Source organism: Coprococcus intestinalis (genome assembly GCF_023656595.1).
Classification (GTDB): domain Bacteria; phylum Bacillota; class Clostridia; order Lachnospirales; family Lachnospiraceae; genus Coprococcus_A; species Coprococcus_A intestinihominis.
On sequence record NZ_JAMOKJ010000018.1, the window covers coordinates 1 to 25,485 of the forward strand.

The window sequence follows — 25,485 nt, forward strand, 5'->3', positions numbered from 1 at the left end:
CTTCCTTCAGATTCTACCTTACGATAGACACCCTTGCTGTTCAGCTATACACTTCCTTGTCGCCTAGGCGTGTTCGGGACTTTCACCCGTTAGAGCGCGCCCATGGCGCGCAAACTAAAAATAGCAGGTCTTTTTGCGCCTGCTATTTCCACATTTATTCATAGGACAACTACACATTTCATCTCATTATTTTGCTATCCTCATCCGTATAAAAACCGTAGTCCACAACCTATCACTCCACCACGATTTGCCCCACTTTATCGCACTTCATCGCCACTTATAACTGTATCCACAGTCCTGCCGTGGCAGATAAAGAGCACTTTTATCATGCAATTTTACTTTCTCTAAAACATCTGTATAATTCTTGCGATCTCCATAACTACAATCTTTAGCATCACTCCGCCGGACATTACATAAAACCATATCTCACGCATATGCTGTGATTTTGCTATTGGTGTTGCTATTGTTACAATGATTATGATTGCAGCTCCGACACAACCAACAATGTTTGGAACGCTCACAAGTGAAAATATTCCAAGATTACAGCTTCCATCTATTTTTCATTTACTTTGATAACAATTTCAAAAATTTCCTATCATTCATCTGCTCGTTGGTTAAATATGCCCCATTATAAAACAACGCATAAGTTGTAACCGGAGTAGGTGCATTCTGCGCTTCTTCTTTACTCTGTAAATGAATAGCCCGGAATGATACGCCATTTTCTCTTGCAACTTCTTCTACAATCGGAACATATCCCCCTTTCTGCACTTTTCAGAAAAACAAGACCTTCCTTAAATTGCTCTTTTAACCATTCTTTTTTGGATGACACCTGAATGTCGTTGTTATTAGAAATAGCACAGCATATGTGCTCTTTGTCTATGTTCTCGTTTGTCACTTTAATATATTCCATAAATGTCTCCACCGCCTTCATAATATCACTTCTTCTATACTGTAACGTTATGCATAATTCAACTACTTCTAATTAAGGCTTATGTACCACTCAGTAACTGTCTTCAAATTCTGTAAAGATACTCGTTCTGAATCATCGTTCAAATCGTTTCACCCTTTCATCTTATCTGCATTTCCTGTAAAAAATGATCCATATGCTCTTCCAGTAGCTTTATCACATGGCTCTTGTTTTCTGTTCCATCATATATGCTGTAAAGTAAAAAAATAGGTCCATAAAAATCAAGTGCTGTCTGTCTGGCTTTTCCTGCATCTCCCAGCATTCCTGAAAACAAAGCTTCCATATAAGTTAATGGTCCGCTCGCAAGATAATTCTGATATAACTGTGCCATCTGTGGTTCCCTGTACTGTTCCAATGTCAGCATCTTACGGAAACAGCTTGAAAACTCTTCCTCTGTCCAATGAAGGAACTGAACCTTTGTGAACTGCTTGATCTTATCAAATGCCGTTTCTTTATACTCGGCTGTAACCTTTTCCAGATCACCCTCCGGCATTTCATACTGCTTTACTCTCGCAATATCCAATTCATTCATCTTTTCAATAATACTGTCCAATATCTCCTGCTTGCTTTTATAATGCTTATACAATGCAGCCTTGGTTACTCCAAGTTTTGAAGCAATATCATTCATGGATGTTCCCATATATCCACTCTGTGCAAATAACTTTAAGGCTTCTTCCAATATTTTTTCCTTTGTGTTCTTTTCTTTGCTTTCCATGTCTATCTCCTAATTTAAATCTGCCATAAAGTTATCTTTTGGTAACTTTAATTGTATCATCTGCCTTCCCCCTCTGGCAGCAATGTAACAAAATAATAAATAATTCCAAATACAGCTATACTTCCCATCATAATGCCGATCATCTGATTTACACTTACCACATTTCCATGAAATACCGGATTGCAATCAAGAGTATCTCTTATCGCTTCAACCATTTCACCCGGATAATATTTTCTCTCCATCTCCATGAATACTCCGTGAAGCATATGATTCTTGATCAATGAAGTGGCATATGTACTCGGAAGATAAGACAGTGCCTTCTGAAGACCTGAACCAAAATTTGAAATCGGCATATAAGCACCACATATAAAACCATATCCTGCGCTGACAATTGTACCCACAGCCGAAAGCTGTCCCTGTGTTGTCAACGGAAAGCTAATGATGCTTGAAAGCGTACTTCCAAACAGGACGAGCAATATTATATCAAATAAAACCCATAATACATCTGCTGCGTTCATATACCATCCCATTTTAAGCAGATATCCCAGACATAATATAAACGCAATTCCATTGACCATCAATGAATTAGCTACTGTTGACAGAAAATATCCCAAATAAATTTTGCCCTTGCTGACAGGTGAAACATTAAAATCCTTCCTTGTTCCATTTGCCTTGTCCTGCACCATAGTCAGATTCACACAGAATGTTACAGTAATACAGCTTACTGCCATAAGTGATGCTGTCAGTTGTGCTGCCACGGTTCCATTAATAAGCTTATCCGAAATCGTGATCATATCCGGAATTGCTGCTGTAAAAGAATCTTTGAAAACCTTTGCAAGAAATGTAGCATACAGAACAATCAGAATAACTGGTGTGATCATTGCTGTAAACAACATACCTTTATCTTTAAAAAACAATTTTCTGTTCCTGTTCATTAATGCCAATACTGTTCTCATCAATGCTCACCTCCTAGCTTTTTCCCTGTGACTGCAAGAAATACATCATCCATTCCACCTTTTACTACTTCATAATCCATGAATAGATCCTGATGCTCTACAATAAGCTCCGTAGCTTCTTTCGTATTTTTTACTTTTATCTGATATCCGTCACGTATTTTTTTATATTCCCTGTTCAATGTCTTTATTTCATCCTCGGAAACACCATAAACAGACACTATATCCTGTACATAATCATTTTTAAGTTCAAACGGTGTGCCTTCCGCTGCGATACTTCCTTTGTCAAGAATCACAACATAACCGGCATTAGCAGCCTCTTCCATATAATGTGTAGTCAGAAATACTGTCATATTTTCAGTTTTCTGAAGCTTCTCGATAACATTCCAGATTAATTGCCTTGTCTGTGGATCAAGCCCTGTGGTAGGCTCATCAAGAATCAAAATCTCCGGTCTGTGCAATAATGCGCGGGCAATATCAATCCTTCTTCTCTGACCTCCCGACAGCTTACCTACAGGTCTGTTTAAAAACTCGTCAAAATCCAGAATCTCGACCAGCTCCTGTAATCTCTTATCAAAGACATTTCCTGTAATGCCGTACAAAGCAGCTCTGCTCTTTAGGTTTTCTTTCACCGTTAGCGGTTTATCAAGTACGCTATCCTGAAATACAACTCCAAGCATCCTTTTTGTCTGTGCGCCGGCTTTGTCAGTTTCTATTCCGTTTACCTGAACCGTTCCACTGTCTTTTTTCAGCAGTCCACAAAGAATAGAAATGGTTGTACTTTTCCCTGCACCGTTTACTCCTAGAAATGCAAACAATTCTCCTTTTTTCACACGAAAGCTCAAATCATTTACCGCTTTTACTTCGCCAAAACTTTTATTCAAGTGGCTGATTTTAATTATATCTGATTCCATATTTTCTCCTTTTGTTTCATCTTTCCTTAACGGATTACTATATTATTTTTCATGATCTGATTCTCTTTCACTTCAACTCTTGTACCAAACTTTTTATAGCTGATACAAATTCATCTTTTACATTTTGCTTATCTTCTGCTCCATCATACATGCTGTAATAAAAATACATAACTGCATAAAATCCGGCAGCTTTGTCCTTAGCATTTGCAATTCCAATACTTTCAAATAAATCTTTCACATAAGAAGCAGGTCCAGCCACGAGATATTGCTGATATAAATTCTGCATTTCTTCACTGCGAAACTGCTCTATGGTCAGCATTTTTCGAAACGATGATGCAAAATCATCCTCTGTCCAGTACTCAAACATAGACTTGCTGTATTCCACCAAATCATCCAGAGATACATTCTCATACTGTTCAGGCATTTTTTCTTTTTCCCCTTCCGGCATATCATATTCTACTGCCTGTTCACCATCCTGCTGCTCCATACGCTGTACAATACAGTCAAAAATATCTCTTTTACTTTTGTAATGACGGTACAATGCACCTTTTGTCATATCAAGCTCTCCTGCTATCTGGCTGACGGAAACAGCCTCATAACCATCTCTGGCGAACAGATGCAAGGCTACAATTAATATCTCTTCTTTCCTATTACCCACGCTGGTAAACCTCCAATCCCAAAAATAAACGGCCGTTTACACCTTCATAATAGTAAACGATCGTTTATTTGTCAAGACTTTTCTTTTGCTTATATTATCTCTTTTTATAAGTCAACAGCTCTGGATTTTCACTTTTTGTCCATTAGGCAGAGTATATTCCACATCAATATACTTTATTTTGTATAAACTGTATTTCCTTTTGCAATTACTTCAACAAGCTGAAGTTCCTGGTCAAGAATACAAAGATCAGCATCATAACCTTCTTCAACCTTACCCTTTCCTTTAAGACGAAGAATATCTGCTGGATTAGATGTGATTGTAGAAATAGCTATTTCTAAAGGAATTTCTGTTTTAAATACACATTCCTTTACTTCCTTCAGAAGGCAGCTGGACTGTCCAACGCCCATTCCAAGGAATTCACCATCACTACTGTATATTGGAAGACTTCCCTGTCCATCAGAAGAAATTGTCATGCGATCAGGATTTACTCCTGCATCTAACATTCGTTTAATACCATTACACACACGTACCTCATCACGGATAGTTTCCCAATAATCAATATTTTCATTTCCGGTAAAGTCTACTGCTCCGCCTTTCAGCGCATACTCAATCGACTTGCCAAAAAGCATCTCATTTCGATTGATATGTGTTGGCAATATTTGAGAAGCCGGTATCTCTGTCTCATCTACTACTCGTTCAATAAGATCTAAGCATCTCGGGCTGTCGCCAAGATGAACATTTACAATACCGGCTTTCCCGGAAAGAACACCACCAAGTCTTGTATCCGCAACGACACGTGTAAATTCCTCAAAAGTCGGCTGTGAAGAACGATGATCAGAGATCGCGATTTCTCCAGTTCCAATGATTTCCTGAATCATCATAATATCTTTCACAATACTGTCAGTCAACGTGCGCACCGGAATATGATAATTGCCTGTATAACAGTATGCAGACATTCCCTGCTCATTCAATCCTTTTGTCTTTGCAACCAGTGCACACATATCACGACCGATTCCATCTGTTCCAAGGCAGCCAACAACTGTTGTTACTCCAAACTTCGTAATTCCTTCCATAGTTGCTTCCGGAGTACGATTGGCAAATCCACCTTCGCCACCGCCTCCAAGTACATGAACGTGGCTATCAATGAATCCCGGAGTTAAAAGTAACCCCTCTCCATTGATTATTTCTGCCTCAGAAAGAAATCCATCTGCAGATATAGAACCTGCATCTTTAATCTTAACAATCTTATCATTGATTGTAAGTACATCTTTTTTCCCCAGATGCTGTGGGGCATAAACATCAATATTCTGAATTAATTTCATCATAAATCACTCCCAATTATCTAGTGCAATAAAATATCCTATGTTTCGTAAAATCCCTTTGGTAAAAGAAATGTCAGAAGTGCTGCGATAACAACTAATGCCAACACTCAACAGCTACTTTTATAACACCATCTCTCTTATTCTCGAAGAGATCATAAGCCGCTTCAATCTTACTTAGAGGATAGGTATGCGTAATAAGTGGTTCTGTATTAATCTTTCCGTCAGCAATCAATTTCAATGTCTCATCGCAGTCGCATCCATCCACTCCACCGATTTTAAAAATAAGATTTTTGCCATACATATCCGGAAGCGGTAAACTCTGTGCTTTATCATAAAGTGCAACGATTGTTACAATTGCATTTGGTCTTGCGCACTCCCATGCAAGACGAAACGTTGATTCTGCTCCGGCAACTTCGAGAACAACATCTGCTCCACCATGATCACTTGTTTTCTTAACAAATTTCTCGCATTCTTCCGGGGAAACAGTAAGTACATCTGGATAATGCTTATTAATAAATTGAATACGTTCTTCGTCTTTCTCACACATGATAATGTGCTTTGGATTCTTCAGCATAACGCAAAGCAATGTACAGATTCCTGTAGGACCTGCACCAATGATCAGTACTGTGTCATCTTCTGTAATTTCAGAAATACGAGTTGCCCAGTAACCGGTAGCCAGAACATCTCCAACGAATAATGCCTGTCTCTCTGTAACTTCATCTGGAATCTTGTTTAAACCTTGATCTGCGAACGGCACACGCACATACTCAGCCTGACCGCCATCGATGCGACAGCCAAGAGCCCAACCGCCATTTTGGTCAGTACAATTATTGACGTAACCTTTTTTACAGAAATAACATTCACCACAAAATGTCTCCACATTTACTGTTACTCTGTCTCCCGGTTTAACATGAGTAACAGCACCTCCAACTTCTTCAACAATTCCAACCATCTCGTGACCAACAGTAATTCCCGGAACTGCACGTGGAACACTTCCATGCTTGATATGCAAATCACTGGAACAGATACTCGCAAGCGTTACCTTTACGATAGCATCCCTTTCATGCATGATTACCGGTTTCGATTTTTCTCTTAATTCAAATTTCCCTTTTGATACATATGTATAAGTCTGCATTGTTTTCTCCCCACCTTTTTCGAATAATATAAAGCGGTTTGCTCTTTCGGATTATCTCCATCCCGATAAGGCACTGTGGCCGCCATAACACACTATTTCAGCACACTTCCTTCTTAAAGCTCATTATATTTCTTTGCGCTGCCTTTTGCTTTCTCCACCGGATATTTTGCCTCATTCATTGTCATCTTCATATTGATAATTTCATCCGCGTCCAATCCAAGAGCATCCAACAGATTCTGGGAATACACCATCACATCTGCCAATTCCTCTTTTACATGCTGCAAATCATACTCCTTATCATTCCACTGAAAACACTCTAATAATTCTGCCGCCTCAATGACTATGGATTTTGCCAAATTGCCCGGAGAATGAAACTGCTCCCACTCCCTGTCTTCTGTAAACTTTCTGATTCTGTCTATCGTTTCCTGTTTCATAATAATTCCTCACTTTTCACCAGATAGGTTCATTTCTCTTATTGATAAATCTTTTATCTCTGTATTTTGCTATCCGCAAACCGAACATAGCTGGCTGCTGGCATAATTTCCATGTTCCCATGCCATAAGTATACAATACTATCTAACTTTTGGCTACATTACCCCAACGTCTAAAGCCAGTCGGATTGCGGTAGCCTTATTTCAAAAAGTCAAAATTAGTCATTCCATCACCCCTCATATGATTACCGCAAATCCAAAGCTCTTCGAAGAACTGACACAAAATTTATATGATATTCAATGCCATCCACCGTATTGATGCCATTTCTGAGATTATCACTCAATACATGTTCTGCATATTCCCCGTATTCAGAATACCATCGTATTTTATATTGTGGTATACACTCTGCTCTCTCAAGCCGAAAACATACCGCATCCTCCGGTGTCAAATCACTAAACGTTTCTATGACACCATCCGTTTTTCCATTGATGCCAAATCCATACACCTTCAATTTTGGTATCACACAATCCACCGGCCTGAATACAATCGTTGATATGCCCACCGTCGGCTCCTCGGTCCATATTTTCGAATAAATCGCATTCCGACATTCCATTTCAACATCGTAATCTGTCGGATAATCCTGAATGGAGACATTACTTTTCCATTCTTTACGCCGACGGTTATGTACAAAACGGACAATGGCAAGAATAACGCTGATAACACCAATCGCTGTAAAAACATTGCTGATGAGTGCCCAATATGAAGAATTGAAAAACTGTAAGATATAATCAGGCATTTTATACTTCCTTTCTGGGGTATTTTCATGTGTGTTATGTAACCAAATAATCGCTGTGCTTTTGCAATGAAGAAAAACCGGCCAACTGATTTTTCCAAACCAGCCAGTCGGCATCTTTTCCTCTTTCTGCTTCACTTATCTTATTTCATACAATTCATTACAACCGTAATCATCATTTCCATCTCATCCGGTCTGGACTCAGCAATCATAATCGTCAGCGCTACCAGTGTATGGTCATCAATTGTCTTCTGACCATTGGCAAACAATGCACCATTCTTATCAAGAAAATACAAGAACATCGCTGCTGCAATTCTCTTGTTGCCATCGAAAAAGCTATGATTCTTCGTCACAAAATACAGCAAATGCGCCGCTTTCTCTTCCAATGTCGGATAAACTTCCATGCCCGCAAAAGACTGATAAATGTTTCCAATACTGCCTTTAAAAGAGTCGTCTTTTTCCTTGCCGAAAAGATCCGATTCTTTGCCAAACCGCATACAGGCGACCACATGCATACATTCCTCATAAGTTAATACATATGCGGCTTCATTTCCTTTTGGTCTTTTCATCGTCTGATGGTCATACGCATCCAACAAATCCAGTGCCGTACTGTACTGCTCAATGACTGAAAGTACCTGCTGGCTGTCAAATGAATTATTCTGTGTACGTTTCATCGTATATCCCCCATGTATGTCATTCTATCATCAGCTGAATTCAGTATAACATATCAACTGATATTCTATTTCCCAATCAAACTTTTTTTCAACAGCTTGATGATTTCTTACTGCAGACGATTTTACTTCAATACGCTGCATTTTATTTCTCAATTCAAGGAATCATCATCTTTTTCGAATTTCACTGTCAGATAATAAACCTCATCATTACAGCTGTCAACATTTTCATTTTCAATATCTGAGAATGGTGTCACACTCAACGCGTTTTTTGCATAATACAAAGCCAATATGCCGATTTCTTTTCCGGGCTGAATCGTTATTTTCCCTTCATCAATGCTTTTTGCTGACCGTCCGTAATAATTTCTACCCTGTACATCCTCCAAAATATTAAATTCCGTAGAAAATTTTGTTCCTTCACCGGCAACAATCAGTTTAACTTTAAAATTCTGAAAATCCGGTATAACCGCAATCATTCCGTTTCTTAACGAAATCTGCTCAAGCTCGGACCAGCTTATTGTTCCCAGCGAGCTTTCGGATTCCAACACACCTTTTTTGTAAACAGCCAATTCAAATGATATACCTTTAATTTCCTTATCCACAGCATAATCATATAAAAAAGCGCCATCCGCATCTGAAAGCATACCGGCAATATTCATCTCTGTACTATCCTGTGCCAGCGGTTCTATGTAATTCACTCTCGGCTGATTTTTAAACGTCAACAGATAAATCAGAATCCCCGCCATCACGCTTCCGAAAACTGCCAGCAACACAATGATTTTTTTCAATTTGCGCTTGCGGTGTTCTCCATCCTCCGTCACCTGGATCAGATTTTCCTCGGATTTCTGAAGCACCTCAGCAGGTTCAATATCTTCCCCGGCAATAAATTCATTGAGAGATATTCCGAGGATTTCACACAACGCCATATAAACAGAAACATCCGGCAGACAGATGCCCCGCTCCCACTTGGAAACGGACTTGTCACTCATTCCCAGTTTCTCTGCCACCTGTGCCTGCGTCATTCCAAGGGCTTTTCTCTTTCCAGCAATATATTTTCCAATCTTAACTGTATCCATGGCAATCCTCCTTTTTACTTTTTCAGCATAACATGACCAGCTAAAAATCAACACCTCTCCGTGGTAGAATTGCCATGGATGCCCCATAGTTACAATAAATTTGCCAATTCAAAATAAATATCTCTGTCACAAACGTGATTGTCAGATCATCACAAACTTATCTGCTTTCCTCTTCGGTGCCTTTGACGCCTCCTCCGCTGCATTGTATCCCAAAGCTATAATTCCCACCAGTTCACCATGTCCCGGTGCAAATTCATCTCTGAGATCCTTTGTCATATGAGCCTGGTTTGCTGCTGTCATCCAACAGCTGGACACACCATGGTCATAGGCACTGAGAACCAGATTCTCCATGGAAGCTGCAACACTCTGAACAACACCTTCATCCAGAAGGGCCCATGTATAATCCGGCTTGTCTCTGAAAGCCAGTACTACCGCAGGCGCCCCGCCAAGTGTACTGATGAACGAAAGTGTCGTCTTTACAACTTCCGGGTGAGCAGAAAAACGTTTTTCCAGATGCGGTCTATCCCTGTCAGAAACAACGCTCATCATTTCTTTCAATCTTGTCATCTTCTCAGGTGTACGGATAACCACATAATACCATGGCTGGAGATTCACTCCCGATGGTGCCCACAGGGCCGCATCTACAATTTCTTCCAAAATTTTGTCATCCACCGGTGTATCCTTGAATCTTCTCACCGACCTGCGTCCGTACACAACATCTTTAAACTCCATAAACATTACCTCCTGTAATCTCTATTCTTTATATTTTACCGGCGGAATCAATCGCCGGTTCCCCTTAAACTTAAAACCCGACAATATCTATTCCCACACCTTCGGCTGATACTGCATATGCGATACATTATAAACCGTAATAAAGGCCTTCGGATCCTCACGATTAATATACGCCATCAGTTTCTGATATTCGCTCTTATCAACAATCGTGATAATCTCATTGTGTTTCTCTTTATTATAAGCGCCAATGGCCTCATAAATCGTTGCGCCGCTGTGCAGCTCATGAATAATAAACTGTCTCAGGGCTTCTTCCTTCTCTGTAATAATGCAGACTCTGCGCTTGATATTGTGGTCAAAAATAAAATGATCCAACACAATGCCGTTGAAATAAGTGCCGAGAATACTCAGAACTACAGTCTTTTTGTCATAGACCAGTGCAGCGGACAATGCCACACACATGCCGGAGAGGGACATGGCTTTTCCCAGTTCCATATGTAAATATTTATTCATGATCTTCGCCACAATATCCAGGCCGCCGGAAGATGCATTGCGGTTAAACAAAATACTTAATCCCACGCTGACAACCAGAATATAGCAAATCACATCCAGTTCCTGACTACCTGTCATGGAATCATAATCCGCAAATATTTTCTCAAAAATACCGATAAAAACCGGCAGCATAATGCTTGTATAAACGGTTTTCACACCGAATTCCCTGCCGCATGTCAAAAATCCGATGATCAGCAGCACCACATTCAGAATCATGGTAATCGCTGACAAGGGCAACGGCACAAAATTCGACAAGACAATACCCAGACCGGAAATACTGCTGACAGATGTATGACTCGGGACAAGGAAGAAATACACAGCAGCAGCAATAATTGCCACTGCCACTGTCAGAATGATAATTTCCTTTATAACTTCATTAAAATTGATTTTCTTCATAACACAACTTTCTCCTTCTACCCTATACCTTATCCGCTAACCCAGCACTTGTCAATCTTTTTTCATTCTAAGAACAAAGTATGCGCTTGTCGCACACTTTCGCGCGTGAGCGGATAGCACCGCTATATATTCCTCTCCGCGAACTGCGCTTTCTGGCACACAGTGCCTTTTTATGTAATAGGGAATTCCAACAGATTTCCTATTACATAAAAAAAAGCCCCATACTATTCATGTTACAGAATTGTATGGAACTTTTTTTCTAAATACTTTTAATTAACCGAAGTATCTCTTCAGCAGACCTTCAAACGCTTTGCCGTGTCTCGCCTCATCGCGGGCCATCTCATGAACTGTGTCGTGGATAGCATCCAGGTTCAGCGCTTTCGCACGTTTAGCTAAATCGAATTTACCTTCTGTTGCGCCGTGTTCAGCATCTACTCTCATCTCAAGGTTCTTCTTCGTGCTGTCTGTGACAACTTCACCAAGAAGTTCTGCAAACTTCGCTGCATGTTCAGCCTCTTCATAAGCGGCTTTCTCCCAGTATAAACCGATCTCAGGATAGCCTTCTCTGTGCGCCACACGCGCCATTGCCAGATACATACCGACTTCTGAACATTCACCTTCGAAGTTCGCTCTTAAATCAGCCATGATATCTTCAGGTGCACCCTGAGCAACACCTACAACATGTTCTGCAGCCCATGTCTTATCACCGGACTGTTCTTTGAACTTGCTGGCTGGTGCCTTACAGACTGGACAAAACTCCGGAGCGTTTTCACCTTCATAAACATAACCACATACTGTACAAACCCATTTCTTCATAATTATAATCTCCTTTTCTCGATATGATTTTATATTCGTGTTTCGTTTTATTTTTAAATAACAGTAATCATTACTGTTATCGTTATAATACACGATATCCACGCTTTTGTCAATCACTTTTTATCATTTTCTCAAAACTTTTTTATCATTCTGTCAGTTCAAACTTTCTCCGGTAATTTCGCTGCTCCAATTCATTTATCTCTCCAAAACTACTTTCAGCGCTGCGATTAATTTTTCATTATCCGCATGGCTTTTGACTGCAATCCTGAAATATCCCTCCGAAAGATTTCTGTAGTTGCTGCAGTCACGAATCAATATGCCTGCTGCAATCAAACGTTCCTTTAAGTCCCTATCTGCTTTCAGCAATATATAATTAGCCGCGCTTTTCCAATACTGTACCCTCAGTGTATCCAATGCCTGATACAAATATTCTTTTTCTTTTCTGATATACTGCACAGTTTCTTTGACAAAATCATCCTCTTTGAGGGCTGCTTTGCCTGCTGCACTTGCCAGAACTGACACATTCCATGGCGGCCCTGCCTGATACATCCGATCGATCAATTCTGTATCCGCTGTCAAACCAAATCCCAGACGGACACCAGCCATGGCATACATCTTTGTAAAAGCCTTCAATATCATTAAATTTGGATATTCCTTCAGCTTTTCAACTAGAGAATTTTCTTCTTCACGTCCTGTAAAATCCATGAAACACTCATCCAGAAACAACCGGATTTTATTGTCTTTGCAGCATTCAGCAATTGATGCTAAAATCTGTACCGGTATCAGAACCCCAGTCGGATTATTAGGATTGCACAAAAAAATAACCTCCGGCATTTCTCGTTCAATCAACGTCAAAATATCTTCTTTAATGCAAAAATCCTGGTGATTCAAAGAATACACCGCTGTTTCAGGTACGTCATACGATGCCCAAAGACTTTGCCAGGCTCCCTCATACTCCGCAAAGCAAGGTGCCGTCACCAGAATTTTCTTCGGTCTTACCGCATACACATACCGATAAATAACGTCCGCCGCTCCATTTCCGCAAATGATCTGACTGCTGTCTATATGATACTTCTCTCCGATGGCTTTTCGCAGGCTGTCGCTGTACATTTCCGGATAATGACCAATTTGCCCGATAGCATCAGCAATTGACCGATTCACTGATTCTGGGGCCCCAAGCGGATTAATATTCGCTGAAAAATCCAGAATATTATTGTATTGATAAATATCTCCGCCATGTATATTCTTCATCTGATTTCTCCTGTCTATTCAAAGTTTCTCTTCAATTCATCTGCTGCCTGAATGATCACCTGTCACTCGCATCCAAAATTCTCACTGCTACTTCAGTTACATAATCCTCTATTTCCTTGGCAATAAAATTGTCCACCACATACCGCTCAATATAAAACGACTCAGTCTTTAAGTGATGCTGTTCTTTATATTGCAGCAATCGCTCATATGTCTGTCCAATATTCATCCAATGCCCTACATGATAAGCAGTAATATACCTGCCTCCCGGCAGAATCTCATACTGACCTGTCGCAGGCCGCTCATCCACCAGCAGAATCGTGTTGTCATACTCTGTAAATTTCCCTTTTTGGACATTTTCGTCATATTGAATATAAGCTGCATCATAATCGCTCCGCATACCCGACTTCTTGAATTCCGCAATCAACTCGCTGGTTTTCCGATAGATGGATTTCTCCAGGCCATCCGCTACATGCCCATACAAATAGTATCTCTCGGAAAATGCCTGAATCGTCACTTCCGAAAAATCTGTTTTTTCTGCATCTGCAATTTTCTCCCGCCGCCTGGACAGCCATTGTTTCATCGCTTTTAGCTTTTCTATCTCTCTGTCAATCTGCTGTTCTCTCTCTGCAAAAACATGCATCACCCGCTCCGGGCTGCGATGCGCAAGCATATCTCTGATTTCTTTCAGAGGCATCCCCAGGTCCCGCAGCATCCGTATGGTATCAAATGTCTCCATCTGATAAATGGAATAATATCGATACCCGTTTCCCGATACCTTTTCAGGGCAAAATAAGCCAATGTCATCATAATGAAACAATGTATCCTTTGAAACACCCATGGCCGACGCAAACTCACCTGTTGTCATATATTCATGCCTGTCCATTTTATCCCTCCAAAAGCATTTCTGCCTTTTCACGCATCTAATTGTAAATATTTGTATTCCCTCTTGACTATAGGGTTACCCAATAGTATATTCTATCAAATGTTGATAAAAGTTACACTATCTTTTGAAAGGATTTTATTTATGAGTCACTCAATTAACGGCCATTTTACACCGGCCTCTCTTTTAAAATTTGCCGCACCTTCCATCATTATGATGATGTTTATGTCATTATATACGATTATCGACGGTATTTTTATTTCACGTTTTGTCGGCAGCAATGCTCTGTCCTCTTTAAACATTGTTTATCCAATCATTAATATTGTTTTTGCCATTGGCACCATGCTGGGCACCGGTGGCAATGCCATTATCAGCCGTTACATGGGGGAAGGCAAAAATAAAGAAGCCAAGGAATGTATGACCCAGTTTGTGGTCATCAGTCTGCTCATCAGTGTTGTCATTCTTGTGCTGACCCATATGAATCTGACTTCTATTTCCAGAATCCTAGGAGCCAGCGATCTTCTGCTGGCTGACTGCGACAGTTACCTTTCTGTCGTCGTCAGCTTTGCACCGGCAGCCATCCTGCAATGTCTGTTTCAGTCTTATTTTGTTACTGCAGGCCGACCAAACCTTGGCCTTGTTCTGACGATGATCGCAGGTATCCTGAATGCCGTTTTGGACTATGTTTTTATCGTTGTTTGCCAGATGGGCATCAGCGGAGCTGCCCTTGCCACAGGTATCGGTCAATCCATTCCGGCTATCGCCGGCCTGCTGTTTTTTACATTTTCGAAAGGTTCTCTGCATTTCACCCATTTCAGACTCCATCTCAGGGAGCTTGGACAGGCCTGTTATAATGGTTCCTCTGAAATGATCTCCCAGCTGTCCAATGCCATCGTTACATTTCTGTTCAATATTGTCATGATGCGTCTGGCCGGCGAACAGGGTGTCGCTGCCATCACGATTTTACTGTACGGACAGTTCCTGTTCAATGCCTTTTATCTTGGATTTTCCATCGGCATCGGACCGATCGTCGGTTTCCAGTACGGCGCAGGCAACAAAAAAGAACTGAAAAATATCCATCGTATTGCTTTCCTCTTTGTGGGTATTTCCTCAGTTCTTCTGACAATCGCTGCCGTTACATTATCCACACCAATTGTTTCCGTCTTTACACATGATGCGGATACTTTCCGGCTGGCTGCTCCGGGATTTAAGATTTTTGCCATTAACTTCCTGTTCAGCGGTTTAAACATTACTTCCTCCGGATTTTTCACCGCCTTATCCAACGGTCTGATTTCCGCAATGATTTCCTTCTGCCGAACGCTTGTATTTATTGTATTGAGCTTGTTGATTTTGCCGACTTTCCTTGACTTAACCGGCGCATGGATTGCCATTCCGGTGGCAGAGTTTCTGACACTGCTCCTGTCGACGGTCATGCATGTACGGTATTTCTTCCGGCCTGGAAAACAGAATTACTTTATTTGACGCTGTGAAAACAATGCTGCGAAATCCCTAGTCTACGAAAGGTGCAGCAAAAGCCCTATTCAAAGCAGGCACGCTCGCGCTGCCCAGCATTAGCAGCGGTACATAAGATGTCAAAAAACGACATCTAAGTACCGGCTATGCTGGAAGCACCTGCCTTTGAATAGGGCTTTTGCTGCACCTTTTCGAATTTTATGCTTTCGCAGCTGTTTATTTAGACTTCATTTAAATATCACAGCTTTTAAATAAAATTAGCCGACACTATTTTTCATCCGTAAGAAATATCTTATGATTTTATTTTTATCAACTATGTAGAATACAGATTTATACTGCTTTCCTGCATTCTCTGCTATTAACCAGTTGTATAAGGCCATTCATAGCCTTATCGAACAGTACAGTATAAACAGAACCAAAGACATTGGCGCCGATTCGGAGAGCGACCGCTCCTGCCGCACCAAAGAGGCCGGAAGCGATAGAGAGGGCGCCGAAGGTATTGAAGACTGTCTGCCATGCGTATCCTGCAGAGTAACCAACACCAATTCCGCCAATGATGCCGATATAAGGATACATGGATGGCGGAAGTATGTAATACAATACAAGGAAAATCAGACAGCCGACGATGTTATACGGACCTCGCTTTTTGGCACGTTCGACAATATCCGACGAAAACGGCAGACAGACGGACATGCATGCAATGCCGGCCCACATGGCTCTCGGTAGCCCCAGCAATGAGAAAATCAGCAACGCTGTTGAAACCACCAGTGTCAGTTTGATGTACCACCAGTTTCTGGCCGAACGAATATTGAATTCTCTGAAAATATCCAGAAAATGTCTTCTGTAAGGACGCTTGCGCTGATTCTTATAAAAAACAGCCATACAAATCAGCATCCCCACCAACAGACTGATAACACGCAGATAATATGATCTGCCGGTGACATCATATCCCTGAAGCAATAAATATCCCAGCACAAATGTGGAATGATTGTACATAATGACATTGTGGCAGCCAAGCAGCATTAATGTAAAAATGCAGCCAATATTAATAACAAAGGCCGCCCATGGTGAAACCATATTGGAGACCCTCGGTCCGACGATCAAAATAGCAAAAATACCGACAATACACAGCAGACCATGATGCGTCCGAATACCAAAATCCGCCTGGCGAAGCACCAGAAGTGCTAACAGAAAAACAACCCCGGCTACACTATTGTCCGATCCGAAGATCATGCTGTATAAGGTTACCAGTGCAAAACAGAATGTCATGACCAGATAGACTTTAAAATTATAAATCAAAATATGTCTGCGTTTTTCCTTCTTATCTGTTGTGTTTTTAATTAATTGTTTGGAACCCGCGGAACTCAACTGCAATTCCTGATAAAATGTCATTAATCTTTCATCCTTTCATTAATCATATTCTTTTGCTTCATTTTTCTATTTCAGTCTGTGCGACTATTGACGCTTCTTATCTATTTGCTATTCGCGTTACTCAAAATCGTATTGGCCGCTTCAATGAGTCTGAATAATTTCTCAAAATCATCTGACGTCATCTGTTCCCTTAATGTGTACAATGGATCAAGGTAATAATAATACATCCGGTCTACTTCTTCTTTGCCATCATCTGTTACACGAATACCATAACTTCTCCGGTCGTTCAATGTTCTTTCTTTAATAATCAGTGCTTTCTTCTCAAGACTATCGATTAAACGACTGATAATCGTCTTACTGACTCCCATATCCGCTGCCAGCTGTCCCGGTGTCATCATACCGCCTGACAAAGCCACTCGAAACAGTAAATCCACCTCCTGTGCAGATGCCAGATCCCCTTTACTGCTCTTTCGAATAGCCATGCTGCCAAAATGCCGCAATTCTCCCTGTTTTCTAATCATCTCTCGCCAATATTTGTCCTTTTCTGTATTTCTCATTTCATATATCCTGTTCAATCTTTATTGATGCAGCATCTTTTTGATACACCAACTGATCCTTCATACCATTCATCAGAAGTTTTGTATCTTCATATCGGAGTACTCATGCCGTCTATTTAGTTCACAATGTAAACTATCTAATCTGTAAAATATCATACTGCAAATTTGTTTCTTCGTCAAGCAGAAAATGGATGAAACCTGCATCATCATGCCACAGGTTTCACCCATTTTTAATCCGTGCTACATCTCTGTTTATTTTTACTCCTTTTAATGTTGTGCCAGATAACTCTTTCCGGCTTCATCTGTTTCCAGGATAGCGTTTTTAAATTTTTCCTCTGATGCACCGCCCGGTACGAACTGCCACTCGATCACGCTGGATGCTTTCTTCACAATCTTATCCACATCTTCCGTTGTCAAATCCATTTCTTCCAGTGTAACCGGCAATCTCATATCTGCGTTAAATGCCATAATTTTATCACGTTCTCTAATCTGTCCATCATAAGTCAGCAGACACAGCACACCAAAGGAAACGATCTCCCCATGCAGATGTTTCTCCGCTGCCGGTATCGTAGATACGCCATAATAAACACAATGAGCAAGTGTACTATTGTAATAATAATCATCCTTCGGATCCGGCTGTGCTTCATGGGTTTCAAAATTTGACACAATACCTGTTGAAATGATAATATCCAATGCAACCTGTTCCAGTGCAAAAGATGGTTTTCTCTGTCGGCAATCTTCCAATGCCTGTTTGCCGTACGTCAGCAGAGGTTCTGTACAAATGGTTGAAATACAATGTCCCATCAATGGTGTATGATACATCGGCTTATCACGGGTTACAAAAAGAACTTCGTATTCTTTTGAAAGGGCATCACCAATTCCCGCCCAAAACAACTCTGCAGGTGAATCTGAAATGACTTTTGTATTAATAAAAGTATGATAAGCCGGCGTCTTCATATAATAATACTCTTTAAAAGATGCATCCTGATTATATACAACCGCAATAGCTGTACATGCGGCACAGTTAGAGGCCAGTGTCGGAAAGGTAAAAAACGGTTTATCCAACATATCCGCCAAAATCTTAACTGTATCACAAGCACGTCCGCCGCCGATACCAAACAGCATATCTGCATTTATTACTTCCGGGTGCTTCTTCAGTATTTCAACATTTTCATAATTCGAATCACCGCCATACCAGATAAAATCAGTAATTTCAAAATCAGTGCCTTCCAAAGCCTTTAATAATTCCGGCTTCGCTTTAGACATCGCCGTCTTTCCTCCGATAGCAACTGCCTTTTTACCATACTTTCGTGTTACATAAGGAATCTCTTTATAACATTCCTCTCCTACGCTATAACTTGGCAAAAATATACTATAATTTGACATTCTGATCACCCTTTCCATTTCATGTCATTCATTCTGTTTTTCGAATATTGATTATGTTATTGTCTGTACTATATATTAATCCTGATTTTTTTCAAAATCAAGCATTAAAAATGTCAGAAGCACATCTCTACTTCTGACATTTCAATTCTTTTCAATTTAATGCATCATACCCGCATTCCCTTGTCCGGATCTTCATGGCAGAACGAATTTCATAGCTGAAAATCTTGCCGTCACCGACTTCGCCTGTGAAAGCGGCTTTCTGAATCGCAGCAATGGTTTTCTGCTCCCATTCTTCTGAGGATACGACAATTTCAAACTTAATTTTCGGCAGCATCATCACATCTACTTCCGTACCACGCACGCGCTTTTTGTAACCACGCTGTGCCCCGCACCCCATGACCTGTGAAACGGTTACCGTCTTTACCAAATATTAACTTTGCTGGGCATTATCCGATGCAAATGACTTAAATACTTTACAAAAATCCTATTTCTCCGCTTTCTCTTTCTCATACTGTCCCAGTGCCTGAAATGCCTCCTTCGACAACGGATATAGGATTGAAATATTAAACAATGTCATCAGGCCGATGCCCACATCACCCAGATCCCATACAAATGTATAGGCGGCAATACCGCCGATGAACAGCATAACCAGCGCCAATACTTTATAGGCCATCTGCCAGCACCATTTATCACCAAAAAGGTACGCCACATTAGATCGGGCATAAAAAAGAATACCGAGAAATGTTGAAAAACTGAACATAGCTAATGTGACTGCAATAAAAATCACGCCAAATCGCCCCAGATGAAATTCCATGGCCGTCTGCAAAAGTGCCATACCTGACAGACCATCTGTCACTTCCTGCGGTACAAGCAGCATAATAAATGCGGTGCAGCTGCAAATCACAATGGTATCGATAAAGACGCCAAGAGACTGAACCAGTCCCATGGTCACCGGTGTCTTTCCCTCTGCAGCAGCTGCCGCACAAGGTGCAGAACCCGAACCGGCCTCATTGGAAAACAAGCCGCGTTTTACACCATTCATCAAAATAGCGCCAAAACTTCCGCCGGCAAACTGCCGGATGCCGAAAGCTTCTTCAAAAATACGCTGAAAAACCCCCGGCAATGCCGTTATATTCATTCCGATGATAATCAATGTGATCACAAAATATAAAACGGCCATCACCGGTACCAATACATCCAGCACCTTGACCGTCGCATTTTTCCTGAGCACGATCACCGCCGCCAAAATTACCAGTGCAATCGTTGTATAAAGCGGCGGAATGTTAAAGGCATTGTTAAATGATTCCGAAACCGAATTACTGATAACCTGACTGATACCGCACCAGCAAATCAGACCCGAAATGGCAAATAATACCGCCGGCAGAACATACCTTTTCTTCCTACCTTCTTTGCGCTCGAAAAAACGATGGATATAATAAGCCGGTCCACCGCGATAACCGCCGTAAAGCGGGTCTTTTTCTTTATAAAGCTGTGCCAGTGTAGCCTCAATAAAAGCTGTGGCAGAACCCAAAACCGCCATGATCCACATCCAGAAAACAGCACCGGCACCACCGGCAGAAATAGCCGCTACAACACCCACAAGATTCCCCATACCGACACGGGTGGCCGTGGATACAATCAAAGTCTGAAAAGGTGACAGACCATTTTCCCCGCTCTTTTGTTTCGTCAGGGCACGCACCATATCCGGGAACAGGCGAACCTGCATAAAACGCGTACGAATCGTAAAATAAACCGCCGCCGGCACAAGAAATATAATCAGCAGTGAAATGCCGATAGAACCGCCGACCGGCAGCGGAATTTGAAATAAGTCGCCCCACAGAAAATTGTAGGTGGCTTCAATAAGCTGTACAATAAACATTCTAAATTTCCTTCCCTAAATAGCAAAACGCCATAGTTATTAAAAGTTGTGCTTTATCACTTTCACCTTTAACAGTATACAGTAAAAAAGTTAAAAGCTCAATATAAACTTCTCTTTTATGTTTTATCTGAATCTAATTCATGTTACAATAAAATTCATGTACCAGACACATGTGTCTGCTTCCGAAATACAGCATTTCTCACTTTGTGTCGTGTTTCCGGCAGATATTTTATTTTACCCTGTCATCAAGGAGGTTACAGTGTGAATCAACAAAAAATTGGAAGTTTCATCAGAGAACTTCGAAAGGAACAAGGTATCACTCAGGAACAGCTTGCCGAACAATTCAATGTCTCCGCCAGAACGATTTCCCGTTGGGAAACCGGGCATAACATGCCAGATATCAGTCTGCTTGTGGAAATTTCAGAATTTTTCGATGTAAGTATTCCTGAAATCATCAATGGTGAAAGGAAAAGTGAGAATATGAACGAAGAAGTCAAAGAAGTCGCTGAAAAATTATCAGATTATGCAGGTGAAGAAAAAATCAATATGATCAAGAATGTCAGGAATTTAAGTATTACAGGTGTCTGCGCGCTCATTCTCTGTTATATTCTTGAAGCTGCCGGCGTATCCGGACAAAATAGCTTCTTTGAAAAACTGTATTTGTATTGCGAAACTTTAGTGCCGGTAACAATTACTATGATTGTTTTTTATTCAACAGGTTTGATCAATAAACTCCATCGAAAAAACAGATCGTCTGTACTTGATAATTTTCCTAAAGCAATCCGAATTATCATTACTGCCGTCCTGGCATTTGCCGTGGCAGCGCTTCTTAAACTATTTCTGTCAAATGTTCTGGGATTATAGACTATCTCATAGGTACAAAACAAGCGGCCGTGAGTTTTCTGCTCACGGCCGCTGTTTTGTAATAAAAAACCTCTCATGTAATAATACAAGCTCTAACATACCACACTACTGATAAATAATAGAAAGCAATTCATTCGGTGTCACAACAAACGGCTTTTTAGGAAAATGCTTACCATTTCCTGTAACAAGATATGCATTCTCATCCCTCTTTGCCATAACAACTTCATAAAAAACAAGGTCCTTAGGATCAGGAAGTATCTCGCCCGTAATAAACTGTTTTGTGAATACTCCATATGTTTTAATTGCGTCCAACAGAACTCTAATACTTGCATCTGGGAATTTGAACTTCGGGCGATGAAGAACATTGTCATATTCCGAAAGGATTTCTTCATTAAATACAGGAATAATCTTCCCATCAAAAACAGCATTAAGCACCCGAACTGTTGCCGCATCATTATGCTTTGACAACAAAGCGGATATCAAGACATTTGTGTCAATTACAACCAGGTAATTCATACATACTCTCCCATTCTAATCTCTATTACTGCGGACAAGCTGTATTTCTGCATTAATATCATCCAATGATAATTCTTCCAGATTATTCTGTTTGGCCGATAGCCGCAATGCATTAAACGCAGCACGACCATCCTCTAATGAAACATTGGCTGGCGCAGAAATTTCAAATGGGATTTTTCGTTCTCTTACAACTGCACGAGCAAAAATGTTGAATGCAGTAGAAGCGTTCATACCAAATTCCTTACATAAATTATCAAACTGATTTTTCAAATTCTCATCCATACGAATACTAAATGTAGCCTGAGCCATAACCATACCTTCTTTCACTTAAAACTTTTTCAATCTTGAATTGCAATTTAAATCCAGGTTGAATATATCTTTACTGGATATATATATTATATGCAAAAGCATACAAATAATCAATATTTTATTCTAATTTATTTAATTTATAACATATACGGTTCAAAAAGAGTATAAAAATACCCACCTCATACAAAAACAAGCGACCGTGAATTTTCTGCTCACGGCCGCTTTATATAATCTCTCTCTTAAATTCTGTTTTAGTTCACTCTCTCATACAGCACCATCATCCGATGTATCTTCTGTGCCAGTTCTTCTGTGAACACTCCCGGCAATGCCCGCCACTGCCAGTTCCGCCCCACAGTGGACGGCTCGTTCATTCTGGCTTCGCTGCCAAGTCCCAGAAGATCCTGCGCCTGCACGATGGCTGTGTCTGCCACACTTCCCCACAAAGCCCGCATCATACCCCAGTGATAGCCTTCCTCTTTTGTCAATCGGAAGTATTCTCTGGCCCATTCTGTATCAACAGGATCCGCGGATGCAAACCAGCCTTGAATGGTATCATTGTCATGGGTTCCTGTATAAGCCACACAGTCCCTGATAAAGTTATGCGGCTGATAGCCGTTGCCATTGGTATCCCTGCTGTCAAAGCCCAATTCAAAAACTTTCATGCCAGGAAATCCGCTGTCAGCCAAAAGTTTCTTGACAGAGTCTGTCAGAAAGCCTAAATCTTCGGCAATAATCGGTTGTTTACCAATCTTGGCTTCCACCGCATTGAAAAGTTTCATGCCCGGCCCCTGCTTCCAGTAACCGTCTTTGGCCGTCTCAGCGCCATACGGAATCGCAAAATAAGAATCAAAGCCTCGGAAATGGTCGATTCTCAGTACATCATAAATATGACAGAAATAATCGATTCTTCCAACCCACCATGCATAATCATCTTCTGCCATCTTGTCCCAGTCAAAGAGCGGATTGCCCCACAACTGTCCTGTGGCAGAAAAGCCATCCGGCGGACAACCGGAAACTTCCTTCGGCATCAGATTCTCATCCAGCTGGAAAAGTTCCGGATGGGCCCAGACATCCACGCTGTCCTGGGAAACATAAATCGGCAGATCACCGATAAAATCAATGCCTTTGTCATTGACATACTGCTTCAGACTCTTCCACTGACGGAAGAAGAAATACTGCAGCACTTTCCAGAAAGCAATCTGTTCAGCCATTGTTTCGCGTACTTTATCAATGGCCGAATGATCGCGTCTTTTCAGTTCATCCTCCCACTGCCACCATGAACAGCCGCCATGGGTATCCTTCAATGTCATAAACAGCGCATAATCTTCCAGCCAGAAAGCCTGCAGCTCGCAAAATGTCTCAAAATCTTCCGGTTCATTTTCCAAAAAACGTTTTGCAGCCAATTTTAAAACCGGATAGCGTTGTTCATAAAGTCTTCCATAATCAATTCGTGATACATCATCACCCCAATTAACAGATACATATTCTTTTTTATCCAAAAGCCCTTCAGACGCCAGCAAATCCAAATCAATGAAATAAGGATTGCCTGCAAATGTAGAAAAGGACTGATACGGCGAATCACCGTAACTGGTCGGACAGATTGGCAGAAGCTGCCAATACTGCTGTCCTGCATCGCTGAGGAAATCAGCAAACTTTCTTGCCGCTGCCCCCATCGTTCCAACGCCATATTCAGACGGCAGAGACGCCAGGTGCATCAAAATACCGCTTTTCCTCACTTTTTCTCATCTCCTTTATTCTGTACTGACAGAGCGCAGGTACTTTCACCCCTTATAAAAAGTGACGGAATTCTCTCATACGTCACCGGAAGCTCCTCCCGGATATTGCCAAGCAGTATCTCCAGACTACGTCTGGCAATAATCTCACTATCCTGCTTGATGGTCGTCAATCTCGGACACATATACTGACTGAGTACAATACCATCAAAGCCAATCACCGAAATATCTTCCGGTACCCGAAGGCCCCGGTCTTTGATGGCCCGAATGGCCCCAATCGCCATCACATCTGACATAGCAAAAACGGCTGTCACCTCAGGCATCTTGTTCAGAATTCTCAGCATGCCATGATAACCATCTTCCATAGAGAATCTGGCACCTTCATACTGTCGGCTCCTGTCAAAATTCCGTCCACGGAGTTCAAATGCTCTCCGACAGCCCATATATCTGGACCTTGCTGCGTAAGAATTCTCCAATTTGCCGCCTAATACCCCGATTTCTCTGTGTCCCAGCGTGAACAGATACTCAATCGCCGTCTGTGCCGCGCCTTCATCATCCGTACTGACGCTTGAAAGATTCTCAAGTTCCATCCCCTCTGCCGAGTTCGTAACCAGCAGCCCCGGAATGCCGGCATCCCCAAAACGACCGCGATAATACTCTAAATCGCTGCCTAGAAAAAGAATGCCCATGGGCTGCCGTTCACGACAAATCTGCAGTGCCTGTTCAACTTCATTCTCATCCTCATCAATATAGTAGATCAGACAGACATAGCCACGCTCTTTGATCAATCCCTGAAGCTTTTCAACAATCGTTGCAAAAAGCATGTTATTATTACCTTTGACAATCACTGCAATACCACTGTTAGACTGCTGTTTCAGATGCTTCGCATTATTGTTCAGTTTAAAATGATTTTTTTTGACAACGGCCATGACCTTTTTCCTGGCCTTGTCAGAAACATCCGGATGATTATTCAGTACCCTTGAGACTGTACCTACGGAATATCCGGCTTCCTTTGCAATGTCTTTTATTGTCACAGTTTTTACCTCTCTCTTCAGGTGTCAGATTCAATATCTGTCTGCGAATCCTGATACAGAATGTCAGTCTGCTTCGCAGATACATTTCTCAGCAGGATTTCCG

General features: G+C 41.2%; 25 protein-coding genes and 2 pseudogenes. 2 read left to right on the plus strand and 25 right to left on the minus strand.

Going from position 1 to position 25,485, the window contains the following annotated elements:
• Positions 1–564 precede the first annotated feature (564 nt).
• The 16 genes and pseudogenes from NBH03_RS12710 to NBH03_RS12785 form a co-directional block, all read right to left on the minus strand.
• Positions 565–910 (minus strand): annotated as a pseudogene (locus NBH03_RS12710) (YoaP domain-containing protein).
• Positions 911–1,067: 157 nt separating this feature from the next.
• Positions 1,068–1,682, minus strand: a complete 615-nt coding sequence (locus NBH03_RS12715) for a TetR/AcrR family transcriptional regulator (protein ID WP_250799803.1) — start codon at positions 1,680–1,682, stop codon at positions 1,068–1,070.
• Positions 1,683–1,738: 56 nt separating this feature from the next.
• Complete coding sequence (locus NBH03_RS12720; protein ID WP_250799804.1) at positions 1,739–2,638, minus strand: ABC transporter permease; 900 nt, start codon at positions 2,636–2,638, stop codon at positions 1,739–1,741.
• Positions 2,638–3,549: an ABC transporter ATP-binding protein gene (locus NBH03_RS12725; RefSeq protein WP_250799805.1), complete on the minus strand. Its 912-nt coding sequence runs from the start codon at positions 3,547–3,549 to the stop codon at positions 2,638–2,640. The genes NBH03_RS12720 and NBH03_RS12725 overlap by 1 nt, the downstream gene beginning before the upstream one ends.
• 67 nt (positions 3,550–3,616) lie before the next feature.
• Positions 3,617–4,207 carry a TetR/AcrR family transcriptional regulator gene (locus tag NBH03_RS12730; protein WP_250799806.1) on the minus strand — a complete coding sequence of 197 codons (591 nt, stop codon included), beginning with the start codon at positions 4,205–4,207 and terminating at the stop codon, positions 3,617–3,619.
• Positions 4,208–4,380: 173 nt separating this feature from the next.
• Positions 4,381–5,529 carry a beta-aspartyl-peptidase gene (gene iadA / locus NBH03_RS12735; RefSeq protein WP_250799833.1) on the minus strand — a complete coding sequence of 383 codons (1,149 nt, stop codon included), beginning with the start codon at positions 5,527–5,529 and terminating at the stop codon, positions 4,381–4,383.
• 94 nt (positions 5,530–5,623) lie between these two features.
• Complete coding sequence (locus tag NBH03_RS12740) at positions 5,624–6,664, minus strand: alcohol dehydrogenase (RefSeq protein WP_015513292.1); 1,041 nt, start codon at positions 6,662–6,664, stop codon at positions 5,624–5,626.
• A gap of 113 nt (positions 6,665–6,777) precedes the next feature.
• Complete coding sequence (locus NBH03_RS12745; protein ID WP_215689999.1) at positions 6,778–7,098, minus strand: nucleotide pyrophosphohydrolase; 321 nt, start codon at positions 7,096–7,098, stop codon at positions 6,778–6,780.
• 242 nt (positions 7,099–7,340) lie between these two features.
• Complete coding sequence (locus NBH03_RS12750) at positions 7,341–7,892, minus strand: hypothetical protein (protein WP_250799807.1); 552 nt, start codon at positions 7,890–7,892, stop codon at positions 7,341–7,343.
• A 140-nt stretch (positions 7,893–8,032) separates the two neighbouring features.
• Positions 8,033–8,563 carry a type II toxin-antitoxin system death-on-curing family toxin gene (locus NBH03_RS12755; RefSeq protein WP_250799808.1) on the minus strand — a complete coding sequence of 177 codons (531 nt, stop codon included), beginning with the start codon at positions 8,561–8,563 and terminating at the stop codon, positions 8,033–8,035.
• Positions 8,564–8,712: 149 nt separating this feature from the next.
• The gene (locus NBH03_RS12760; RefSeq protein ID WP_250799809.1) at positions 8,713–9,636 is read right to left on the minus strand and encodes a helix-turn-helix domain-containing protein; all 924 of its coding nucleotides are present in this window, start codon (positions 9,634–9,636) and stop codon (positions 8,713–8,715) included.
• A gap of 141 nt (positions 9,637–9,777) precedes the next feature.
• Positions 9,778–10,368: a nitroreductase family protein gene (locus NBH03_RS12765; protein WP_250799810.1), complete on the minus strand. Its 591-nt coding sequence runs from the start codon at positions 10,366–10,368 to the stop codon at positions 9,778–9,780.
• 87 nt (positions 10,369–10,455) lie between these two features.
• Positions 10,456–11,313, minus strand: coding sequence for a YitT family protein (locus NBH03_RS12770; RefSeq protein ID WP_250799811.1), 858 nt, complete (start codon positions 11,311–11,313; stop codon positions 10,456–10,458).
• A 273-nt stretch (positions 11,314–11,586) separates the two neighbouring features.
• Positions 11,587–12,129, minus strand: coding sequence for an NADH peroxidase (locus tag NBH03_RS12775; protein WP_015515274.1), 543 nt, complete (start codon positions 12,127–12,129; stop codon positions 11,587–11,589).
• Between the two features lie 195 nt (positions 12,130–12,324).
• The gene (locus tag NBH03_RS12780) at positions 12,325–13,380 is read right to left on the minus strand and encodes a pyridoxal phosphate-dependent aminotransferase (protein ID WP_215690004.1); all 1,056 of its coding nucleotides are present in this window, start codon (positions 13,378–13,380) and stop codon (positions 12,325–12,327) included.
• Between the two features lie 55 nt (positions 13,381–13,435).
• A complete protein-coding gene (locus NBH03_RS12785) occupies positions 13,436–14,263 on the minus strand; it encodes a MerR family transcriptional regulator (protein ID WP_250799812.1) in 828 nt (275 codons plus the stop codon).
• A 141-nt stretch (positions 14,264–14,404) separates the two neighbouring features.
• Here NBH03_RS12785 and NBH03_RS12790 point away from each other — a divergent pair, with 141 nt between their 5' ends.
• Positions 14,405–15,742, plus strand: a complete 1,338-nt coding sequence (locus NBH03_RS12790; RefSeq protein WP_250799813.1) for an MATE family efflux transporter — start codon at positions 14,405–14,407, stop codon at positions 15,740–15,742.
• A 321-nt stretch (positions 15,743–16,063) separates the two neighbouring features.
• On the opposite strand, the gene NBH03_RS12795 is transcribed toward NBH03_RS12790, so the two are convergent.
• The 5 genes and pseudogenes from NBH03_RS12795 to NBH03_RS12815 all read right to left on the minus strand — a co-directional run bounded on the left by NBH03_RS12795 (position 16,064) and on the right by NBH03_RS12815 (position 20,926).
• Positions 16,064–17,125: an FUSC family protein gene (locus NBH03_RS12795; RefSeq protein WP_215690007.1), complete on the minus strand. Its 1,062-nt coding sequence runs from the start codon at positions 17,123–17,125 to the stop codon at positions 16,064–16,066.
• An 80-nt stretch (positions 17,126–17,205) separates the two neighbouring features.
• Positions 17,206–17,661: a MarR family winged helix-turn-helix transcriptional regulator gene (locus NBH03_RS12800; protein ID WP_015513274.1), complete on the minus strand. Its 456-nt coding sequence runs from the start codon at positions 17,659–17,661 to the stop codon at positions 17,206–17,208.
• A gap of 267 nt (positions 17,662–17,928) precedes the next feature.
• A complete protein-coding gene (locus NBH03_RS12805) occupies positions 17,929–19,047 on the minus strand; it encodes an iron-containing alcohol dehydrogenase family protein (RefSeq protein WP_117539185.1) in 1,119 nt (372 codons plus the stop codon).
• 151 nt (positions 19,048–19,198) lie between these two features.
• A pseudogene (locus NBH03_RS12810) lies at positions 19,199–19,471 on the minus strand (P-II family nitrogen regulator); the annotation flags it as partial.
• A 60-nt stretch (positions 19,472–19,531) separates the two neighbouring features.
• The gene (locus NBH03_RS12815) at positions 19,532–20,926 is read right to left on the minus strand and encodes an alanine/glycine:cation symporter family protein (RefSeq protein ID WP_250799814.1); all 1,395 of its coding nucleotides are present in this window, start codon (positions 20,924–20,926) and stop codon (positions 19,532–19,534) included.
• A 261-nt stretch (positions 20,927–21,187) separates the two neighbouring features.
• On the opposite strand from NBH03_RS12815, the gene NBH03_RS12820 reads away from it, so the two are divergent.
• Positions 21,188–21,790, plus strand: coding sequence for a helix-turn-helix domain-containing protein (locus tag NBH03_RS12820; RefSeq protein ID WP_215690009.1), 603 nt, complete (start codon positions 21,188–21,190; stop codon positions 21,788–21,790).
• A gap of 105 nt (positions 21,791–21,895) precedes the next feature.
• On the opposite strand, the gene NBH03_RS12825 is transcribed toward NBH03_RS12820, so the two are convergent.
• From NBH03_RS12825 to NBH03_RS12840, 4 genes are all read right to left on the minus strand, one after another.
• A complete protein-coding gene (locus NBH03_RS12825) occupies positions 21,896–22,306 on the minus strand; it encodes a putative toxin-antitoxin system toxin component, PIN family (protein WP_250799815.1) in 411 nt (136 codons plus the stop codon).
• A gap of 15 nt (positions 22,307–22,321) precedes the next feature.
• The gene (locus NBH03_RS12830) at positions 22,322–22,615 is read right to left on the minus strand and encodes a type II toxin-antitoxin system RelB/DinJ family antitoxin (protein ID WP_250799816.1); all 294 of its coding nucleotides are present in this window, start codon (positions 22,613–22,615) and stop codon (positions 22,322–22,324) included.
• 251 nt (positions 22,616–22,866) lie between these two features.
• Positions 22,867–24,351: a 4-alpha-glucanotransferase gene (gene malQ / locus NBH03_RS12835; RefSeq protein ID WP_215690010.1), complete on the minus strand. Its 1,485-nt coding sequence runs from the start codon at positions 24,349–24,351 to the stop codon at positions 22,867–22,869.
• Positions 24,348–25,382 carry a LacI family DNA-binding transcriptional regulator gene (locus NBH03_RS12840; RefSeq protein ID WP_250799817.1) on the minus strand — a complete coding sequence of 345 codons (1,035 nt, stop codon included), beginning with the start codon at positions 25,380–25,382 and terminating at the stop codon, positions 24,348–24,350. The genes malQ and NBH03_RS12840 overlap by 4 nt, the downstream gene beginning before the upstream one ends.
• Positions 25,383–25,485: the final 103 nt, after the last annotated feature.

Coding starts and splice junctions, on each gene's coding strand:
- NBH03_RS12785 (WP_250799812.1), bottom strand. CDS start 14,263: ATGGACAGGCATGAATATATGACAACAGGTGAGTTTGCGTCGGCCATG.
- NBH03_RS12800 (WP_015513274.1), bottom strand. CDS start 17,661: ATGAGAAATACAGAAAAGGACAAATATTGGCGAGAGATGATTAGAAAA.
- NBH03_RS12725 (WP_250799805.1), bottom strand. CDS start 3,549: ATGGAATCAGATATAATTAAAATCAGCCACTTGAATAAAAGTTTTGGC.
- NBH03_RS12825 (WP_250799815.1), bottom strand. CDS start 22,306: ATGAATTACCTGGTTGTAATTGACACAAATGTCTTGATATCCGCTTTG.
- NBH03_RS12745 (WP_215689999.1), bottom strand. CDS start 7,098: ATGAAACAGGAAACGATAGACAGAATCAGAAAGTTTACAGAAGACAGG.
- NBH03_RS12815 (WP_250799814.1), bottom strand. CDS start 20,926: ATGTTTATTGTACAGCTTATTGAAGCCACCTACAATTTTCTGTGGGGC.
- NBH03_RS12805 (WP_117539185.1), bottom strand. CDS start 19,047: ATGTCAAATTATAGTATATTTTTGCCAAGTTATAGCGTAGGAGAGGAA.
- NBH03_RS12780 (WP_215690004.1), bottom strand. CDS start 13,380: ATGAAGAATATACATGGCGGAGATATTTATCAATACAATAATATTCTG.
- NBH03_RS12790 (WP_250799813.1), top strand. CDS start 14,405: ATGAGTCACTCAATTAACGGCCATTTTACACCGGCCTCTCTTTTAAAA.
- NBH03_RS12765 (WP_250799810.1), bottom strand. CDS start 10,368: ATGGAGTTTAAAGATGTTGTGTACGGACGCAGGTCGGTGAGAAGATTC.
- NBH03_RS12770 (WP_250799811.1), bottom strand. CDS start 11,313: ATGAAGAAAATCAATTTTAATGAAGTTATAAAGGAAATTATCATTCTG.
- NBH03_RS12755 (WP_250799808.1), bottom strand. CDS start 8,563: ATGAAACGTACACAGAATAATTCATTTGACAGCCAGCAGGTACTTTCA.
- NBH03_RS12750 (WP_250799807.1), bottom strand. CDS start 7,892: ATGCCTGATTATATCTTACAGTTTTTCAATTCTTCATATTGGGCACTC.
- NBH03_RS12715 (WP_250799803.1), bottom strand. CDS start 1,682: ATGGAAAGCAAAGAAAAGAACACAAAGGAAAAAATATTGGAAGAAGCC.
- NBH03_RS12775 (WP_015515274.1), bottom strand. CDS start 12,129: ATGAAGAAATGGGTTTGTACAGTATGTGGTTATGTTTATGAAGGTGAA.
- NBH03_RS12720 (WP_250799804.1), bottom strand. CDS start 2,638: ATGAGAACAGTATTGGCATTAATGAACAGGAACAGAAAATTGTTTTTT.
- NBH03_RS12795 (WP_215690007.1), bottom strand. CDS start 17,125: ATGACATTTTATCAGGAATTGCAGTTGAGTTCCGCGGGTTCCAAACAA.
- NBH03_RS12830 (WP_250799816.1), bottom strand. CDS start 22,615: ATGGCTCAGGCTACATTTAGTATTCGTATGGATGAGAATTTGAAAAAT.
- iadA (WP_250799833.1), bottom strand. CDS start 5,529: ATGAAATTAATTCAGAATATTGATGTTTATGCCCCACAGCATCTGGGG.
- NBH03_RS12740 (WP_015513292.1), bottom strand. CDS start 6,664: ATGCAGACTTATACATATGTATCAAAAGGGAAATTTGAATTAAGAGAA.
- NBH03_RS12760 (WP_250799809.1), bottom strand. CDS start 9,636: ATGGATACAGTTAAGATTGGAAAATATATTGCTGGAAAGAGAAAAGCC.